This is a genomic window from Pseudomonas sp. AC247 (assembly GCF_979258015.1).
In genome coordinates, this window is sequence record NZ_OZ409829.1 from 5,686,426 (window position 1) to 5,705,403 (window position 18,978).

Annotated in this window: 16 protein-coding genes; 13 read left to right on the plus strand and 3 right to left on the minus strand. The window is 60.0% G+C overall.

Features of this window, described 5'->3' with window-relative positions:
- Positions 1-67 precede the first annotated feature (67 nt).
- The 3 genes from prlC (at position 68) to ACZZ0B_RS25760 (ending at position 4,567) form a co-directional block, all read left to right on the plus strand.
- A complete protein-coding gene (gene prlC / locus ACZZ0B_RS25750) occupies positions 68-2,119 on the plus strand; it encodes an oligopeptidase A (RefSeq protein WP_463546528.1) in 2,052 nt (683 codons plus the stop codon).
- Positions 2,116-2,409, plus strand: a complete 294-nt coding sequence (locus ACZZ0B_RS25755) for a YheV family putative zinc ribbon protein (protein ID WP_158830075.1) — start codon at positions 2,116-2,118, stop codon at positions 2,407-2,409. Before prlC ends, ACZZ0B_RS25755 begins: the two co-directional genes overlap by 4 nt.
- 112 nt (positions 2,410-2,521) lie before the next feature.
- Positions 2,522-4,567, plus strand: coding sequence for a M3 family metallopeptidase (locus tag ACZZ0B_RS25760; RefSeq protein ID WP_463546529.1), 2,046 nt, complete (start codon positions 2,522-2,524; stop codon positions 4,565-4,567).
- Here ACZZ0B_RS25760 and ACZZ0B_RS25765 read toward each other — a convergent pair.
- A complete protein-coding gene (locus ACZZ0B_RS25765) occupies positions 4,560-5,204 on the minus strand; it encodes a dual specificity protein phosphatase family protein (protein ID WP_463546974.1) in 645 nt (214 codons plus the stop codon). The two genes, ACZZ0B_RS25760 and ACZZ0B_RS25765, sit on opposite strands and share 8 nt — an antisense overlap.
- 301 nt (positions 5,205-5,505) lie before the next feature.
- On the opposite strand from ACZZ0B_RS25765, the gene ACZZ0B_RS25770 reads away from it, so the two are divergent.
- From ACZZ0B_RS25770 to ACZZ0B_RS25795, 6 genes are all read left to right on the plus strand, one after another.
- Positions 5,506-6,252, plus strand: a complete 747-nt coding sequence (locus ACZZ0B_RS25770; protein ID WP_158830073.1) for a gluconate 2-dehydrogenase subunit 3 family protein — start codon at positions 5,506-5,508, stop codon at positions 6,250-6,252.
- A 2-nt stretch (positions 6,253-6,254) separates the two neighbouring features.
- Positions 6,255-8,039, plus strand: coding sequence for a GMC family oxidoreductase (locus tag ACZZ0B_RS25775; protein WP_463546530.1), 1,785 nt, complete (start codon positions 6,255-6,257; stop codon positions 8,037-8,039).
- Between the two features lie 12 nt (positions 8,040-8,051).
- Positions 8,052-9,353 (plus strand): c-type cytochrome, encoded by a 1,302-nt coding sequence (locus tag ACZZ0B_RS25780; RefSeq protein WP_463546531.1) that lies wholly within the window; start codon positions 8,052-8,054, stop codon positions 9,351-9,353.
- A gap of 74 nt (positions 9,354-9,427) precedes the next feature.
- Complete coding sequence (locus ACZZ0B_RS25785) at positions 9,428-10,486, plus strand: PA0069 family radical SAM protein (RefSeq protein WP_463546532.1); 1,059 nt, start codon at positions 9,428-9,430, stop codon at positions 10,484-10,486.
- Positions 10,487-10,723: 237 nt separating this feature from the next.
- Positions 10,724-11,452: a carbonic anhydrase gene (locus tag ACZZ0B_RS25790; protein WP_008081186.1), complete on the plus strand. Its 729-nt coding sequence runs from the start codon at positions 10,724-10,726 to the stop codon at positions 11,450-11,452.
- A gap of 90 nt (positions 11,453-11,542) precedes the next feature.
- Positions 11,543-13,069, plus strand: coding sequence for a SulP family inorganic anion transporter (locus ACZZ0B_RS25795; RefSeq protein WP_463546533.1), 1,527 nt, complete (start codon positions 11,543-11,545; stop codon positions 13,067-13,069).
- 123 nt (positions 13,070-13,192) lie between these two features.
- On the opposite strand, the gene ACZZ0B_RS25800 is transcribed toward ACZZ0B_RS25795, so the two are convergent.
- A complete protein-coding gene (locus ACZZ0B_RS25800) occupies positions 13,193-13,843 on the minus strand; it encodes a hypothetical protein (RefSeq protein ID WP_008081191.1) in 651 nt (216 codons plus the stop codon).
- A 369-nt stretch (positions 13,844-14,212) separates the two neighbouring features.
- On the opposite strand from ACZZ0B_RS25800, the gene coxB reads away from it, so the two are divergent.
- The 4 genes from coxB (at position 14,213) to ACZZ0B_RS25820 (ending at position 18,720) form a co-directional block, all read left to right on the plus strand.
- Positions 14,213-15,340 carry a cytochrome c oxidase subunit II gene (coxB, locus tag ACZZ0B_RS25805; protein ID WP_463546534.1) on the plus strand — a complete coding sequence of 376 codons (1,128 nt, stop codon included), beginning with the start codon at positions 14,213-14,215 and terminating at the stop codon, positions 15,338-15,340.
- Between the two features lie 82 nt (positions 15,341-15,422).
- Positions 15,423-17,009, plus strand: a complete 1,587-nt coding sequence (gene ctaD, locus ACZZ0B_RS25810; RefSeq protein WP_008081194.1) for a cytochrome c oxidase subunit I — start codon at positions 15,423-15,425, stop codon at positions 17,007-17,009.
- Positions 17,010-17,255: 246 nt separating this feature from the next.
- Positions 17,256-17,807 carry a cytochrome c oxidase assembly protein gene (locus ACZZ0B_RS25815; RefSeq protein ID WP_463546535.1) on the plus strand — a complete coding sequence of 184 codons (552 nt, stop codon included), beginning with the start codon at positions 17,256-17,258 and terminating at the stop codon, positions 17,805-17,807.
- A gap of 25 nt (positions 17,808-17,832) precedes the next feature.
- Positions 17,833-18,720, plus strand: coding sequence for a cytochrome c oxidase subunit 3 (locus ACZZ0B_RS25820; protein ID WP_008081199.1), 888 nt, complete (start codon positions 17,833-17,835; stop codon positions 18,718-18,720).
- Positions 18,721-18,729: 9 nt separating this feature from the next.
- Here ACZZ0B_RS25820 and ACZZ0B_RS25825 read toward each other — a convergent pair whose 3' ends face one another.
- Positions 18,730-18,933, minus strand: a complete 204-nt coding sequence (locus ACZZ0B_RS25825; RefSeq protein ID WP_016986462.1) for a twin transmembrane helix small protein — start codon at positions 18,931-18,933, stop codon at positions 18,730-18,732.
- Positions 18,934-18,978: the final 45 nt, after the last annotated feature.

Below are 18,978 nucleotides of genomic sequence, written 5' to 3' on the forward strand. Positions count from 1 at the left end.
CGATAGCTGCGGTGAATGCCGATTGTAATTAAGATGGGGCAATGTTTCCCCAGCCAAGGTGCCAACCGTGAGCGTGAACAACCCTCTGCTGCAGTCCTACGACCTGCCACCGTTCTCCACGATCCGTGCCGAACACGTCCTGCCCGCCATCGAAACGATCCTGGCCGACAACCGCGCCGCCATTGCCGAAATCCTCAAGACCCAAGTGCAGAACCCGACGTGGGCCGGCCTGGTACTGGCGATGGACGAACTCAATGATCGCCTCGGCGCTGCCTGGAGCCCGGTCAGCCACCTCAACGCCGTGTGCAACAGCGCCGAACTGCGTGAAGCCTACGAATCGTGCCTGCCAGCCCTGAGCGCCTACTCCACCGAGATGGGCCAGAACCGCGAGCTGTTCCAGGCTTATGAAGCCCTGGCCAACAGCCCGCAAGCCGCCGGTTTCGACGTGGCGCAGAAGACTATTCTGGAACACGCCCTGCGTGACTTCCGTCTGTCGGGTATCGACCTGCCGGAAGCCGAACAGAAACGCTACGCCGAAGTGCAGAGCAAACTGTCCGAGCTGGGCAGCCGCTTCTCCAACCAGCTGCTCGACGCCACTCAGGCGTGGACCAAGCACGTCACCGACGAAGCCGCCCTCGCCGGCCTGACCGATTCGGCCAAGGCGCAAATGGCCGCCGCTGCTCAGGCCAAAGGCCTCGATGGCTGGCTGATCACCCTGGAATTCCCGAGCTACTACGCGGTGATGACCTACGCGCAAGACCGTGCGTTGCGTGAAGAAGTCTACGCCGCCTACTGCACCCGCGCCTCGGATCAAGGCCCGAACGCCGGCCAGAACGACAACGGCCCGGTGATGGAAGAGATCCTCGACCTGCGTCAGGAACTGGCCAAGCTGTTGGGCTTCGCCAGCTTCTCCGAACTGAGCCTGGCCACGAAAATGGCCGAGTCCAGCGATCAGGTGCTGAGCTTCCTGCGCGATCTGGCCAAGCGCAGCAAACCGTTCGCCGCACAGGATCTGCAACAGCTGCGCGCCTACGCCGCCGAACAGGGCTGCGCCGATCTGCAAAGCTGGGACAGCGGTTTCTACGGCGAAAAACTTCGTGAACAACGCTACAGCGTTGCTCAGGAAACCCTGCGCGCCTACTTCCCGATCGACAAAGTGCTGGGCGGTCTGTTTGCCATTGTTCAGCGTCTGTACGGCATCGAAATCGCCGAACAGAAAGGCTTCGACACCTGGCACCCGGATGTTCGCCTGTTCGAAATCAAGGAAAACGGCCAGCATGTCGGCCGCTTCTTCTTCGACCTCTACGCCCGCGCCAACAAGCGTGGCGGTGCGTGGATGGACGGTGCCCGCGATCGTCGTCGCACCATTGACGGTGTGCTGCAAAGCCCGGTGGCCAATCTGGTGTGCAACTTCACCCCGGCCGACAGCGGCAAACCTGCGCTGCTGACCCACGATGAAGTGACCACGCTGTTCCACGAATTCGGCCATGGCCTGCACCACCTGTTGACCCGCGTTGATCACGCCGGTGTTTCCGGGATCAACGGCGTGGCGTGGGACGCGGTCGAGCTGCCAAGTCAGTTCATGGAAAACTGGTGCTGGGAGCCGGAAGGCCTCGCGCTGATTTCCGCTCACTACGAAAGCGGTGAGCCGCTGCCGCAGGATCTGCTGGAAAAAATGCTCGCAGCGAAGAACTTCCAGTCCGGCCTGATGATGGTCCGTCAGCTGGAATTCTCGCTGTTCGACTTCGAACTGCACGCCACCCACGGTGACGGCCGCACTGCCGCGCAGGTGCTCGAAGGCGTGCGTGACGAGGTGTCGGTGATGCGTCCGCCAGCCTACAACCGCTTCCCGAACAGCTTCGCGCACATCTTCGCCGGCGGTTATGCGGCGGGTTACTACAGCTACAAGTGGGCTGAAGTGTTGTCGGCCGATGCCTTCTCGAAATTCGAAGAAGACGGCGTGCTTAACGCAGAAACCGGTCGCGCCTTCCGCGAAGCGATTCTGGCGCGCGGCGGTTCGCAGGCACCGATGGTGCTGTTCGTCGACTTCCGTGGCCGTGAGCCGTCGATTGACGCACTGTTGCGCCACAGCGGCCTGAGTGAGGACGCGGCAGCATGAGTGACGGGCCTGTGATTACCAAGAAACGCTTTATCGCCGGGGCGGTCTGCCCGGCGTGCAGCGAGCCGGACAAGTTGATGATGTGGAACGAAGACAGCGTGCCGCACCGTGAATGTGTGGCTTGCGGTTACTCCGACACGCTCAACGAGCAAGGGCTGTCGGTGCCAAAGGAGTTGGGCACGCGGGTCAACACCAGCGCGATCAGCAAACCTGCGCCGGACAAGACTGTGCAAGCGGTACAGTTTTTCCCCAACCCGAAGTTGAAGAAAAAGCCTGACGAGCAACACTGACGGCTAACCCACCTTTCACCGTTTTTGCGGTGAAAGGTGGTAACTATGTACCACCCTTCCCCTGCGCTTCCTGATTAGGCTGGCTCTTCAGCCATCCTTCAAGGAAGACGTCATGCCTGATTCCAATCCGCTGTTACAACGCTGGACGCTGCCTCCGTGGTCGACCGTGCGTGCCGAACATCTGCTGCCCGCGATTACCGCGATCGTGACCAATAACCAGCAAAATATTGAGCAAGTAATCGCCAGCCAGACCGAACAGCCGAACTGGGATGATGTGATCCTTGCCGTTGATGAAGCCGATGCCAGATTGGCGGAAGCGATGGCGGTGATCGAATACCTTTCGATGGGGAAATCCGCCGACAGCGCGTGGGGAAAAGCCAACGCGCAATGCAGCCAGATCGCAGGGCAATACCGAACTGACAAGTTGGCGAGCGTGCCGTTGTTCCGTACGTTTCAACGCTTGGAAAACAGTGCGGTTGCCAGCCATTTCGATGCTTCGCGCAAAGCCTCACTGGCGAAAATCCTGCGCCGCTTTCGCTTGTCCGGGGTGGAGTTACCTGCGGCACCACAGGAGAAGCTGGCACGTTTGAATCGCCTTATCGGCCGGCTCGAACAACTGTTTTCAAGCCAGATCGAACTCGCCAATGCCGCGTGGATCAAGCACATCACCGATGTCACGTTGCTCGCCGGTCTCAGCCCGCACAGTCAGGCGCAACTGGCGCTCAAGGCCAGGCAAGCCGGGCTCGACGGCTGGCTGCTCACGCTGGATCAAAATACCTGCCAGCAAATCATGACCTACGCTCGCGACCGTGCATTGCGCGAGGAATACTTCATTGCCTGGAGCACCCGCGCCTCCGATCAGGGCCCGCAGGCGGATCAGTTCGATAACGAGCCGGTGTTGAGTTTACTGCTGACGTTGCGTCACGAGAAAGCCCAAGTGCTGGGCTTCAACAATTTCGCCGAGTTGCGCCTCGACAACCGGGTGATCACCAACACCACTCAGGTCAGCGCCTTTCTGCGCCAGCAGGTAGCGCTGGCGAAACCTTTGCTGGAGCAGGAGGCGCAAACGCTGCGGACGTTCGCCGATCAGCAGGGCTTCGGGACGATTCAGGCGTGGGATGCGGATTTTCTCGCCGAGCAATTACGTGTGCAGCAACTGGACGGCGCCCTGCAGGGCTTACGCCAGTACTTCCCGCTGGAGAGCACGTTGCGCGGGTTATGCCGGTTCAGCGAACACCTGTTCGGTATCGCGATTCGCGAGCAACTCACGTTTGATCGCTGGCATGAGCAGGTGCGCCTGTTCGAGGTCAGTGAGCACGACCAAGTGATCGGGCACATCTATCTGGATCCGTACGCGGCTGAGAATGCGCCCGACTATGCCTGGACAGGCACCGTGCGTAATCGGCGAATCAATGCCGAAGGGCGCTTGGCGACGCCGATAGCCGTGCTGTCGAGCAATTTCACCGCCCCGACGGCTGAGCACCCGTGCCTGCTTTCGCATCACGATCTGCGGGTGCTGCTCCATGAATTCGGGCATTGCCTGCAACAGGTGCTGACGCGCTCGCCGCACTTCAATTTGTCAGGCATTTCACAATTCGCCCGCGATACCGCCGAATTCACCGGGCAGTTGTTTGAGCAATGGTGTTTGTCGCAGGAGTTTCTCTTGTGGCTGGCGGCGCACCATCAAACGGGTGAGCGCCTGACCGCAGAGCGGGTCAACACCGCACTGACCGCGCTTGAGGCACAGACCAGCAGGGCCACGGCGATGTTGCTGATGGGGGCGTTACTGGATTTTGAATTGCACCAAAGCCACGGCGACGGCCGCAGTATTGCGCAGGTATTCGAGGCGGTGCAGCGCGAATTTCCCACGCTACAAATGCCGGACTATTGCCGGTTCGCCAACAGCTTCGATTATCTGGCCACCGGCTACGAAGCCTCGGTGTATGCCTACAAGCGGTCAGGCGTGCTGGCGACCGAGGCGTTCAAACGTTTTCAGCACGATGGCGTGTTCAACCCGCACACCGGGCGGGCGTTTCGCGAAGCGTTTTTATCCGGCGATTCGTCTTCGCTACTGAGCGCCATGCAAATGTTCCTCGGTCAGCCCGTCAGCCTTGAACCCACGGCAGTCGAAGGCGAATTGAACCCTGCGCTTACTTGAGATTCACCGACTGCAACCAGCTCTTCATCGAGCAGGTAGCGAATGCGCTGGTGCTGCAATCACCATTGGCCAGCGCCGTGCGCAGTTTGTCGACATCAGCCTGCATCACGTAGCGCACGCTGTCGCGAAAGTGGCCGCTCTCGCCGAATCCGCCTTGGGTCATTTCGCTCAAGGCGTCTTCTTTGCTCCAGCCTTGCACCACCACGCGGTACATCGCGGCCATCAGGCCGGTGCGGTCGGAGCCGTGTTTGCAATGCATCAGCACCGGGCCGTTGGCTTCAGCAGCCTGAATGGCGCGCAGGGCTTTGAGGACATCGGCGTCGTCGACGTGGTTGGTGCGATACGGCAGTTGTACTTGATTGATGCCCGACTCCGACAGCCAGTTGCTGTCCGCTTCCGGGAGGAAGTTGATCACGGTGGCGACCTTGAGATTTTTCAGCAGCGGCACCGCGCCGCCATCGGGTAATGCGCTGCGATAGAGCGTTGGCGACATCTGGAACAGGTTGTATTGCACCTCGACCGGCTGCGCCCATTCAGTCGGGCGAACAGCCGTTGCCGACGCGGCGTGGGCCGGCATCCAGGGCAGCAGCACTACAAGCGATAAACACAAAGCAGAGAACAAACGCACTCGGGACATGCTGGTGACCGTGTCGGGATTCATCGATGAGAGGAACCATAGCTTCGATGTTCGGCGGTCAAAGCCCCGTGAGCCGTTTGTAAAAGAATCGTCAATCAGCGCTGTTTCATGGCGTACAGCCAACAAAAACCGCTCTTTTTTCCACTGAATCGGTTCATCCCGAAGCTTAGCCTGCTACCATTTGTCACACGATGTTGCAGACGCGGCCCCCTTTTCCGGGTCATCCGGCCGCGTCGCGACGAAAAATCCTCAAGCCGTTCGCAGAAACGGTTACCCCCTGATGCCTGATGAGGTGCACCCCATGTCTGATGAAAGTCGAGACAACCCGCGGCGTGAGTTTTTGCGCAAATCCCTGACCCTGATCCCGGTGGTCACCCTGGCCGGCACCGGTCTGGGCAGCAGCGTGCTGCAAGCGGCGCCCGCAGCTGCGCCTGCTGCTCCGGCCGGGCAAGCCGCTCGCGCTGACGCCGGCGCGTATCAGCCGAATTACTTCACCGCCGAAGAATGGGCGTTCATCAATGCCGCCGTCGCGCAATTGATCCCCAACGATGCCCAAGGCCCGGGCGCGCTCGAAGCCGGCGTGCCGGAATACATCGATCGCCAGATGAATACGCCGTACGCCGCCGGCGCCCTCTGGTACATGCAAGGCCCGTTCAACGCCGACGCCGCTCCGGAAATGGGCTGGCAGAGCAAACTGGTGCCCAAAGAGATCTATCGCCTCGGCATCGCCGCCACGGATCAGTGGGCAAAATCCCTCAACGGTAAAGTATTTGCTGAGCAAGACAGCGCTACCCGAGACGATTTGCTCAAGCAACTTGAAGCCGGCAAACCACAGTTCGATGCGGTTCCGGCGAAGATTTTCTTCAATCTGCTGCTGCAAAACACCAAGGAAGGGTTCTTCTGCGACCCGATCCACGGTGGCAATAAAGGCATGGTCGGCTGGACCATGATCGGCTTCCCCGGCGCCCGCGCCGATTTTATGGATTGGGTGGAACGCAACGAGCAATACCCCTTCCCGGCAGTTTCGATTCGCGGCGAGAGGGCGTAAGCATGGCAACGGTAATGAAGAAGGTTGACGCAGTCATCGTCGGTTTCGGCTGGACCGGCGCAATCATGGCCAAGGAACTGACCGAAGCAGGTCTCAACGTGCTGGCGCTGGAGCGCGGGCCGATGCAGGACACCTACCCCGACGGTAACTATCCGCAGGTAATCGACGAACTCACCTACAGCGTGCGCAAAAAACTCTTTCAAGACATCTCCAAAGAGACCGTCACCATTCGCCACAGCGTCAACGACATCGCCCTGCCGAACCGCCAGTTGGGCGCGTTCCTGCCGGGCAACGGCGTCGGCGGTGCCGGCCTGCACTGGTCGGGCGTGCACTTCCGGGTCGACCCGATCGAGTTGCGCATGCGTAGCCACTACGAAGAGCGCTACGGCAAAAGCTTCATCCCCAAGGACATGACCATCCAGGACTTCGGCGTCAGCTATGAAGAGCTGGAGCCGTTTTTCGATTTCGCCGAAAAAGTCTTCGGCACCTCCGGCCAGGCCTGGACCGTGAAAGGTCAATTGGTCGGTCAGGGCAAGGGCGGCAACCCGTACGCGCCGGATCGCTCCAACCCGTTCCCGCTGGAAGCGCAGAAGAATACGGTGTCCGCACAGCTGTTCGGCAAAGCGGCTACAGAGGTCGGTTACAAACCTTACAACCTGCCTTCCGCGAATACGTCGGGGCCGTACACCAACCCTTACGGCGCGCAGATGGGTCCGTGCAACTTCTGCGGTTTTTGCAGCGGTTATGTTTGCTACATGTACTCCAAGGCTTCGCCGAACGTGAACATTCTGCCGGCGCTGAAACCGCTGCCGAATTTCGAGCTGCGCGCCAACGCCCACGTGCTGCGGATCAACCTCGACAGCACCAAGAGCAAAGCCACCGGCGTCACCTACGTCGACGGCCAGGGCCGCGAGATCGAGCAACCGGCGGATCTGGTGATCCTCGGTGCGTTCCAGCTGCACAACGTGCGGTTGATGCTGCTGTCCGGCATCGGCAAACCGTACGACCCGAAGACTGGCGAAGGCGTGGTCGGGCGTAACTTCGCCTACCAGAACATGGCGACCATCAAGGCGTTCTTCGACAAAGACACCCACACCAACAACTTCATCGGCGCTGGCGGCAACGGCGTGGCGCTGGACGATTTCAACGCCGACAACTTCGACCACGGCCCGCACGGCTTCGTCGGCGGCTCGCCGATGTGGGTCAACCAGGCCGGCAGCCGGCCGATTGCCGGCACCTCGAACCCGCCGGGCACCCCGGCCTGGGGCAGTGACTGGAAACGCGCGACCGCCGATTACTACACCCACCAGGTGTCGATGGACGCCCACGGTGCGCATCAGTCTTACCGTGGCAACTACCTCGACCTCGATCCGGTGTACCGCGATGCCTACGGTTTGCCGCTGCTGCGGATGACCTTCGACTGGCAGGAAAACGACATCAAGATGAACCGCTTCATGGTCGAGAAAATGGGCAAGGTCGCCGAAGCGATGGGCCCGAAAGCCATCGCGGTGATCGGCAAGAAAGTCGGCGACCACTTCAACACTGCGTCCTACCAGACTACCCACCTCAACGGTGGCGCGATTATGGGCACCGATCCGAAAAAGAGCGCTCTGAACCGCTACCTGCAGAGCTGGGACGTGCATAACGTCTTCGTTCCGGGCGCCTCGGCGTTCCCGCAAGGCCTGGGCTACAACCCGACCGGGCTGGTCGCGGCACTGACCTACTGGTCGGCGAAGGCGATTCGCGAGCAATACCTGAAAAACCCCGGCCCGCTGGTTCAGGCTTAAGGAGCGATGACCATGAAAAATTTCGTTATCGCCACCTTGGCGCTGCTCGGCAGCGCCTCGATTCATGCGGCTGAGGTTGATCAAAATTTGATCAACCAAGGCGAATACCTCGCCCGCGCCGGTGACTGCGTCGCCTGCCATACGGCCAAGGGCGGCAAGCCGTTCGCCGGTGGTCTGCCGATGGAAACGCCGATCGGCACGATCTATTCGACCAACATCACCCCGGACAAAACCGGCGTCGGTGAATACAGCTTCGAGGACTTCGATCAGGCCGTTCGCCATGGCGTCGCCAAAAACGGTAGTACGTTGTACCCGGCGATGCCGTATCCGTCCTACGCGCGTGTCAGCGAAACCGACATGCAGGCGCTGTACGCGTACTTTATGCACGGCGTCGAACCCGTCGCGCAGGAGAACAAGGCCAGCGACATTCCGTGGCCGTTGAGCATGCGTTGGCCATTGATGGGCTGGCGCTGGATGTTTGCGCCGAAGGTCGAGGACTACCAAGCAACGAGTACCGACCCGGTGATCGACCGTGGCGCGTATCTGGTTGAAGGCCTCGGCCACTGCGGCGCCTGCCACACGCCACGTGCGCTGACCATGCAGGAAAAATCCTTGAGCGCGGCCGATGGCAGCAACTTCCTCGCCGGCAGTGCGCCGCTGGAAGGCTGGATCGCCAAGAGCCTGCGCGGCGATCACAAGGACGGCCTCGGCGGCTGGAGCGAAGAGCAACTGGTGCAATTCCTCAAGACCGGACGCAGCGATCGCAGCGCGGTGTTCGGCGGCATGAGTGATGTGGTCACCCACAGCATGCAATACATGACCGACGCCGACCTGACCGCCATCGCCCGCTACCTCAAGTCGCTGCCGGCCAATGATCCAAACGATCAACCGCACCAGTACGAAGAGAAAGCCGCCAAAGCGCTGTGGAACGGCGACGACAGCCAACGCGGTGCCTCGGTGTACATCGACAACTGCGCGGCGTGTCACCGCACCGATGGTCACGGCTACACGCGAGTGTTCCCGGCACTGGCGGGCAATCCGGTGCTGCAATCGGAAGATCCGACCTCGCTGATTCACATCGTGCTCAAGGGCGGTACCCTGCCGGCGACGCACACCGCGCCTTCTACTTTCACCATGCCGGGTTTCGCCTGGCGTTTGTCGGATCAGGAAGTCGCGGATGTGGTGAGTTTTATTCGTGGCAGTTGGGGCAACAAGGGTGCGCCGGTGAAGGCTGCTGATGTTGCCGAGCTGCGCAAGGAGGATATGAAACACACCTCCAGCGATGATCTCGGTCAGGTAACACAGCACAACTGACCAGTCGCCCGACGGCACTAGCCAGATGCGCAACGCCCCGATACTGTGTGCATATACAGTATCGGGGCGTTTTCATGTCTACTCCATTGCCACCTCGCGGCCGCGGCACCGCGACCAACCCGCACAACCGCTTCGCGCCGAGCCGTTCGGTAGCTGAGGACGACGGCTGGTATCAGGAAGTGCCCGAAACACAAAACACCGAGGTGATGATCGAGACCGCGAAAACCATCATCACCCGCAACACCTCGCCGGATCTGCCCTTCGATCGCTCGATCAATCCCTACCGCGGCTGTGAACACGGCTGCATCTATTGCTACGCGCGGCCCAGCCATGCCTATTGGGACATGTCGCCGGGGCTGGATTTCGAAACCCGGCTGATCGCCAAGACCAACGCCGCCCAGGTATTGGAAGAACAGCTGAGCAAGCGCGGTTATCAATGCGCGCCGATCAATCTGGGCTCCAACACCGATCCATATCAACCGATCGAGCGCGAACACAAGATCACCCGCCAAATCCTCGAAGTGCTGCTGCGCTACAAGCATCCGGTGACCATCGTCACCAAAGGCTCGCTGATCTTGCGTGATCTCGACCTGCTCACCGAGCTGGCGCAGCAGCGGCTGGTAGCGGTGATGATCAGCCTGACCACGCTGGACGATGAACTCAAACGCATTCTGGAACCGCGCGCGGCGGCGCCCAAGGCGCGATTGCGCGCTATTCGGGTAATGCGCGAAGCAGGGATTCCGGTCGGTGTGCTGTGTTCGCCGATGATTCCGATGATCAACGACAGCGAGATCGAAAACCTGCTCAACGAGGCCCACGCCGCCGGCGCGCAAAGTGCCGCCTACATGATGTTGCGTCTACCGCTGGAAGTGGCGCCGCTGTTCGAAGAGTGGCTGCAGGCGCACTATCCGCAACGGGCGGCGCATGTCTTGAGCCTGATCCGTCAGAGCCGTGGCGGCGAGCTGTACGACAGTCGTTTTGGCGCACGCATGCGCGGCGAAGGAGTGTTTGCCGATCTGTTGGCTCAGCGGTTTTCGAAGGCGATTAAACGTCTTGGTCTGAATCATCGCGAAGGCTACAACCTCGATTGCACAGCCTTCTGTCCGCCGGGTCGCCAGATGTCGTTGATTTAGCGACAATTAGCTCTGGGTTGAGGGGTTGGAATCCTTCCGTCGAAAGTCGCCAGTCACGTTTTTTGTGACCTGGAACACACGTTCTAGAGCGTTTGATTCAGTTTGAGTTAAGTTTCGGCGGCTACCTTGTTCATCGAGTGACTGACCGGTCGGGATGACCGGGATAGTTTAAACAGCCACTGGCTTCATACCGGAATACCGGGGAAGATTCCCTGAATCCGTCAAAGAGGATGAATCATGAGTGATAAGGATAAACAGCCGCTGGCTGCGTCGGCGCAAACCCCAGAAGCGGAATCCGCCGATGCAGCGCTGCGCCAGATCGTAGATGGCTTTTTGCATTTTCATCATGAGGTTTTTCCGCAGCAGGAAGAACTCTTCAAGAAACTCGCCACGGCCCAGTCGCCAAAAGCGATGTTCATCACCTGCGCCGACTCGCGCATCGTCCCCGAGCTGATCACCCAAAGCTCGCCTGGCGACCTGTTCGTGACCCGTAACGTCGGCAACGTTGTCCCGCCTTACGGCCAGATGAACGGCGGCGTGTCCACCGCGATCGAATACGCGGTATTGGCCCTCGGCGTGCAGCACATCATCATCTGCGGCCACTCCGATTGCGGCGCCATGCGTGCGGTGCTCAACCCGGACAGCCTGGAAAAAATGCCGACGGTCAAAGCCTGGCTGCGCCACGCCGAAGTCGCGAAAACCATGGTGCATGACAACTGTCACTGCGCCGACGAAAAAGAAAGCATGCCGATCCTCACCGAGGAAAACGTCATCGCCCAGTTGCAGCACTTGCGTACCCATCCTTCGGTAGCCTCGCGCATGGCGAACGGTCATTTGTTCATCCATGGCTGGGTCTACAACATCGAAACCAGCGAAATCAAAGCTTACGACGCGGATCAGGGACGCTTCCTGCCGCTCGATGGCAGCCATCCGATTCCGGTGGCGACGCCCAAAGCGCGCTTCTAAATCCTCCTAAACATCTGTGTGGTTTGACGCCGGTCGCTGATTCAGCGACCCGGCCTTGCCATGCCTGAAGAAAACTTCGGGAGAATCGCCATGCGTGCGGCTCAATTGAAAGCGGTGTTGCCACGGGAGCTGCTCGCTTCAGTGGTTGTGTTTCTGGTCGCCCTGCCGCTGTGCATGGGCATTGCGATTGCCTCAGGGTTGCCGCCGGCCAAGGGTCTGATCACCGGCATCATCGGTGGTCTGGTGGTCGGTTGGCTGGCGGGTTCGCCGTTGCAGGTCAGTGGGCCAGCGGCGGGTCTGGCGGTATTGGTCTTTGAACTGGTGCGCCAGCACGGCATCGAGATGCTCGGGCCGATTCTGCTGCTCGCCGGTTTTCTGCAACTGGTGGCCGGGCGCTTGAAGCTCGGGTGCTGGTTTCGGGTCACGGCGCCAGCGGTGGTCTACGGGATGCTGGCGGGGATTGGTGTGTTGATCGTGCTGTCACAGGTGCACGTGATGCTCGATGCATCGCCGAAACCTTCAGGGCTGGATAACCTCACGGCGTTCCCGGCGGCCGTGGCGCAGGCCTTGCCGTCGTTCGGCTGGCAGGCCGGGTTGCTCGGCCTGTCGACGATTGCGGTGATGTGGTTGTGGGAGAAGTTTCGCCCGCATTCGCTGCGCTTCGTGCCCGGGGCATTGCTCGGTGTCGGCCTGGCGACGGGGGCGAGTCTGCTGCTGGCGTTACAGGTGAAACGCGTTGAAGTACCGGCGAATCTGGCGGAAGCGATTGATTGGCTCAGGCCTGCCGATCTGCTCAGCCTGGCTGACCCGACGCTGTTGATCGCGGCGTTCGCCGTGGCGTTTATCGCCAGTGCGGAAACCCTGTTGTCTGCCGCCGCGGTGGATCGTATGCACAACGGTGTGCGCTCGGACTTTGACCGTGAGCTGTCGGCGCAAGGTATCGGCAATATGCTCTGCGGCCTGGTCGGCGCGCTGCCGATGACCGGGGTCATCGTGCGCAGTTCGGCCAACGTTCAGGCCGGTGCGACCACGCGGTACTCGACGATCTTCCATGGCCTGTGGCTGTTGGCGTTCGTGCTGTTGCTGTCGAGCGTGCTGCAAAGCATTCCGGTGGCGAGTCTGGCGGGCGTGCTGGTGTATACCGGTTTCAAACTGGTCGACCTCAAGGCGTTTCGTGGTCTGGGTCGTTATGGACGGATGCCGATGTTCACTTACGCGGCGACGGCGCTGGCGATTATCTTCACGGACCTGCTGACGGGTGTGCTGATCGGTTTCGGTATGACCCTGCTGAAACTGGCGTTCAAGGCTTCGCGGTTGAAGATCAGCCTGATCGATCTGCCGCAGGAAGGCGAAATGGAGTTGCGTCTGGTCGGCGCGGCGACCTTCCTCAAGGTGCCGGCGCTGACGCAGGTGCTGGGCAGCATTCCGCTGGGCACGACGGTGCATGTGCCGCTCAATAACCTGAGCTACATCGACCATTCGTGTCTGGAGTTGCTGGAGGAGTGGGGCCGGGCGAATGCGGCGAAGGGCTCGAAACTGTTGATCGAATCGCGAGGCTTGAAGCGCAGACTTGAAGGACGGATTCGCACAACAACAGGCATCGGTGCAGCCGGCTAAATCTCCGGGTTGAACTCAACCCCCGTAGGAGCTGCCGCAGGCTGCGATCTTTTGATCTTGATTGTAAAAAACAAGGTCAAAAGATCGCAGCCTGCGGCAGCTCCTACATTGGATCGTGTGAACTCAGGCGGCGGGCTGGTCGAGTTCCAGGCCCACACCCAGGCGGCGGCCCATGCACGGCCAGCGTTTCCACGCGGCGCCGGTGTCCGGACTGCTGAGTTTGTCGCGGTAGGCTTCTACCGACTCCAGGGCAAAACTCTCGTCGTTGAGCATCTCGTCGATGGCGTGATGCACCGCTTCGTCCAGTTGGTTGGCAAATTCCTCACCGATCAATTGGTGAGCAATCAAGTTGGCGACCGTCATGTCCAAGGGGATCAATGGCTGGCCGAAATGCTTGATGTACAGGTCGTTGACCTCTTCGACAAAACGGTGCGCCAGATAGGCTTCGTCGAGCAGGCTGTCCAGGCCAACGTGCCCGGCCATGATGGCCGGCGGCTGAAGGAAATACTGCTCGGCGATTTTCAGCACCGGTTTGATCTGCGATTCGATTCCCGCTTCCCTGGCGACTTCATTGGCTGCGTCCAGCAGGTCCGGCACTTCATCGATGTAGGCGGCGACAAAACGCGTCAGCACACCATTGGCGTCGGCTTCCGGTAACTGGATCGACGGGTGTAGATGCGGCAGCTTGCTTTCCAGCTGACGGGTCAGCAGGCCAGTGTCTTTCTCATGTTGTTGGGCTGTTTGGATCTGCTCGCGCAATGCGGCGGTGTTCATGAAAACTCCAGGAAACAAGGCAATGAAATAGGGAAGACATAAGTTAGCTGGCTTACGAAAAATGCTAAGACGCATTTGTCATAATTATTTCATCCTTGATGCAACTGCGTTATATCGATTTGCCACCACTCGTCTGCATCCTTCTCCATTCGTGCCCTCGAATGCAAGCACCCGCTGTTTCAGATCATTTACTTCAGCACATTGCATTTCTCAGCCGCTGACTATACTCGCCAGTGAATGGAGTTAGCTGATGACGCCCGACTGCACCCGCAGCAAGGCCCGGCGATTCAAGTTCGTAGTCTGATGCAGCCGCTCCCTTGCCGCAGGCGAAAGCCGGCGGGATAACAAGAACGATAAGGGGAACCCGCAATGATGCGACATCCACACGTCTGGATGGGCCTCCTGTTGTGGTCGATTTTCAGTCCGGCAGACGCTGCCTGGACTGTGAATATGGCGCCTGGAGCGACTGAAATCAGTCACGCAGTATTCGACCTGCACATGACCATTTTCTGGATCTGTGTGGTGATCGGGATCATCGTCTTCGGCGCCATGTTCTGGTCGATGATGGTGCACCGCCGTTCTACCGGGCAGGTCGCCGCAAAATTCCACGAAAGCACCACCGTCGAAATTCTCTGGACCGTCGTACCGTTTCTGATTCTGGTGGCGATGGCCGTGCCGGCGACTGCCACCCTGATCAAGATGTACGACACCAGTGAGCCGGATATCGATATCCAGATCACCGGCTATCAGTGGAAGTGGCACTACAAATACCTGGGGCAGGACGTCGAGTTCTTCAGCAACCTGGCCACCCCCGCCGAGCAGATCCACAACAAGGAAGCCAAGGGCGAGCACTACTTGCTCGAGGTCGATAAGCCGTTGGTGTTGCCGACCGGGGCCAAGGTGCGCTTCCTCGTGACCTCCGCCGACGTTATCCACTCGTGGTGGGTGCCGGCCTTCGCAGTTAAACGCGATGCGATTCCTGGGTTCGTCAACGAAGCGTGGACGCGCATCGACAAGCCCGGAATTTACCGTGGCCAGTGCGCCGAACTGTGCGGCAAGGATCACGGCTTCATGCCGATCGTGGTCGAGGTCAAGGACAAGGCCGACTACGACAAATGGCTTGCCGAGCGCAAAGCCGAAGCCGCGCAGCTTAAAGAGCTGACCAGCAAGGAATGGACGCTCGACGAACTCAAGGAACGCGGCGACAAGATCTATCACACCACCTGCGTCGCCTGTCACCAGGCCGAAGGTCAGGGCCTACCGCCAATGTTCCCGGCGCTCAAGGGCTCGAAAATCGCCACCGGCCCGAAAGAAGGCCACTTGAGCATTGTCTTCCACGGCAAGCCCGGTACCGCCATGGCGGCGTTCGGCAAGCAGCTGTCGGAAGTCGATATCGCAGCGGTCGTGACTTACGAACGTAACGCCTGGGGCAACAACAAGGGCGACATGGTCACGCCAAAAGAAGTGCTGGAGCTGAAACAGGCGGAAAGCAAATGAGCCGGTCTATCGCGTACTTCGTGAACCGGCCGGGGCAACGCGCCCCGGCCTGCCCCGCCCACTCACGTAAAGGAGACCGGCCATGAGCGCTGTCATCGATGACCATGGTCATGCCGACCACGCCCACGGCCCCGCCAAAGGCCTGATGCGCTGGGTGCTGACCACCAACCACAAGGACATCGGCACGCTGTACCTGTGGTTTGCGTTCTGCATGTTCCTGCTCGGCGGTACGTTCGCGATGGTGATTCGCGCCGAACTGTTCCAGCCGGGGCTGCAAATCGTCGAGCCGGCGTTCTTCAACCAGATGACCACCATGCACGGTCTGGTGATGGTCTTCGGTGCGGTGATGCCAGCGTTCGTCGGCCTCGCCAACTGGATGATCCCGTTGATGATCGGCGCGCCGGACATGGCCCTGCCGCGGATGAACAACTTCAGCTTCTGGCTGTTGCCGGCGGCGTTCCTGATCCTGGTGTCGACCCTGTTCACCCCCGGTGGCGGGCCGAACTTCGGCTGGACGTTCTATGCGCCGCTGTCGACGACCTACGCGCCGGAAAGCGTGACCTTCTTCATCTTCGCCATCCACTTGATGGGCATCAGTTCGATCATGGGCGCGATCAACGTCGTCGCGACCATCCTCAACCTGCGCGCCCCCGGCATGACGCTGATGAAAATGCCGCTGTTCGTCTGGACCTGGCTGATCACCGCGTTTCTGCTGATCGCGGTAATGCCGGTGCTGGCCGGGTGCGTGACGATGATGCTGATGGACATCCACTTCGGCACCAGTTTCTTCAGTGCGGCCGGTGGCGGTGACCCGGTGTTGTTCCAGCATGTGTTCTGGTTCTTCGGGCATCCCGAGGTGTACATCATGATCCTGCCGGCCTTCGGCGCCGTCAGCTCGATCATTCCGACCTTCTCGCGCAAGCCGCTGTTCGGCTATACCTCGATGGTCTACGCCACGGCAAGCATCGCCTTCCTGTCGTTCATCGTCTGGGCGCACCACATGTTCGTGGTCGGCATTCCGCTGGTGGGCGAGCTGTTCTTCATGTACGCGACGCTGCTGATCGCGGTGCCGACCGGGGTGAAGGTGTTCAACTGGGCCAGCACCATGTGGCAAGGCTCGCTGACCTTTGAGACGCCGATGCTGTTTGCCGTGGCGTTCGTGATCCTGTTCTCCATCGGCGGTTTCTCCGGGTTGATGCTGGCCATCGCCCCGGCGGACTTCCAGTATCAGGACACCTACTTCGTGGTCGCGCACTTCCACTACGTGCTGGTGCCGGGGGCGATTTTCGGGATCTTCGCGTCGACCTATTACTGGCTGCCGAAATGGACTGGCCACATGTACGACGAAACCCTCGGCAAGCTGCATTTCTGGCTGTCGTTTGTCGGCATGAACCTGACCTTCTTCCCGATGCACTTTGTCGGACTGGCGGGGATGCCGCGACGGATTCCGGACTACAACCTGCAGTTCGCCGACTTCAACATGGTCTCGTCGATTGGCGCGTTCATGTTCGGTGCGACGCAGATTTTCTTCCTGTTCATCGTGATCAAAACCATTCGCGGCGGCCCGCCAGCACCGGCCAAACCATGGGATGGCGCGGAAGGTCTGGAGTGGAGCGTGCCGTCACCGGCGCCGTACCACACCTTCACCACACCGCCGGAAGTGAAATGAATATCCAGCCTTTTGTGAAATTTGTGCAAAGGCACAGATCCCCTGTGGATGCTCACAACTCTTATTGGGCAGTACACAGATCCCCTGTGGCGAGGGGATTTATCCCCGCTGGGTTGCGAAGCAGCCCCAAAATCTGCAACCGAGATTTATCAGGCAAACCGTGTGCGCTGGATTCAGGGCTGCTGCGCAGCCCAACGGGGATAAATCCCCTCGCCACAAAGGCATCACCGATAGGGGGTGGAAGCCATGGCTGACTCGGTATCGATGAAGAAGCTCGTCACCCGCCTGCTTGGGGTGGTGGTGGCGATGTTCGTTTTCGGCTTTGCCCTGGTGCCGATCTACGACGTGATGTGCAAAGCCTTCGGCATCAACGGCAAGACTGCCGGGCAGTACGAGGGCGAGCAAGTGGTCGACACTTCGCGCCAGGTACGCGTGCAGTTTCTGTCGACCAACACCGCCGACATGCCTTGGGATTTCTACCCCAAGCATGACGAACTCACCGCCAATCCCGGCGCAGTCAACGAAATGATCTTCATCGCGCGCAACCCCACCGACAAACCGATGAGCGCGCAAGCCGTGCCGAGCATCGCGCCGAGTAACGCGGCGGCGTATTTCCACAAGACCGAATGCTTTTGCTTTACCCAGCAGGTGCTGCAGCCCGGTCAGCAGATCGAGATGCCAGTGCGTTTCATTGTTGACCGCGACATGCCCAAGGAAGTGAAGCACCTGACGCTGTCCTACACGCTGTTCGATATCACCGCCCGACATCCGCCGGTGGCTGCAAACACTGGCGGTTGAGCGTGCCCGATAAGGAGAACAATAAATGGCAACTCATGAGCATTATTACGTTCCGCCGCAAAGCAAATGGCCGATCATCGCCACCTTCGGCATGGCCATCACCGTGTATGGCCTCGCTACGTGGTTCAACGATCTGAAGGCGGCGCGCCCGGAATCCCACGGCCCGTACATCTTTTTCGTCGGTGGCCTGTTGCTGGCGTACATGCTGTTCGGCTGGTTCGGCGCGGTGATCAAGGAAAGCCGCGCGGGACTCTACAGCGCGCAGCTGGATCGCTCGTTTCGCTGGGGCATGAGTTGGTTCATCTTCTCCGAGGTGATGTTCTTCGTCGCCTTCTTCGGCGCGCTGTTTTACGTGCGCCACGTCTCCGGCCCGGCGCTCGGCGGGGAAGGCACCAAAGGCATCGCGCACATGCTGTGGCCGAACTTCCAGTTCACCTGGCCGCTGCTGCACACGCCGGATCCGAAACTGTTCCCGCCGCCCAAGGACGTCATCAGCCCGTGGGGCCTGCCGCTGATCAACACGATCCTGCTGGTCAGCTCCAGCGTGACCATCACCATCGCCCACCATGCCTTGAAGAAGGGCCATCGCGGCGCGTTGAAAATCTGGCTGGCGATCACCGTGTTGCTTGGCTGTGCGTTTCTTGGTTTCCAGGCTGAGGAATACATACACGCCTATCACGAACTGGGGCTGACCCTCGGTTCGGGCATTTATGGCGCGACGTTCTTCATGCTCACCGGGTTCCACGGCGCCCACGTGACCATCGGCACGATCATTCTGTTTGTGATGCTGATGCGGATCATGAAGGGCCACTTCGACAACGAGCACCAGTTCGGCTTCGAAGCGGCGAGCTGGTATTGGCACTTCGTCGACGTGGTGTGGATCGGCCTGTTTATCTTCGTTTACGTACTCTGAGGAACAACCCTACCAAGGTGCATGCGAGACCAATTGGCCGCTGTAAAAGCCCCAGGCGATCAAGCCGACGGTGCCAGCGGCCAATGCCACCCGAACACTCAAGGCGATGACCAGGCGATTGGAACTGCTGTCGTCCTTGACCAGGAAAAACAGGCCGCTGAACAGGCTGATCACCGTGGCAATCAGCATCAGGACGATCGCTGTTTTGAGCATGGGAAGAACTCCGGGGGACAGGCGATGCAATTGAGTATAGCGAGC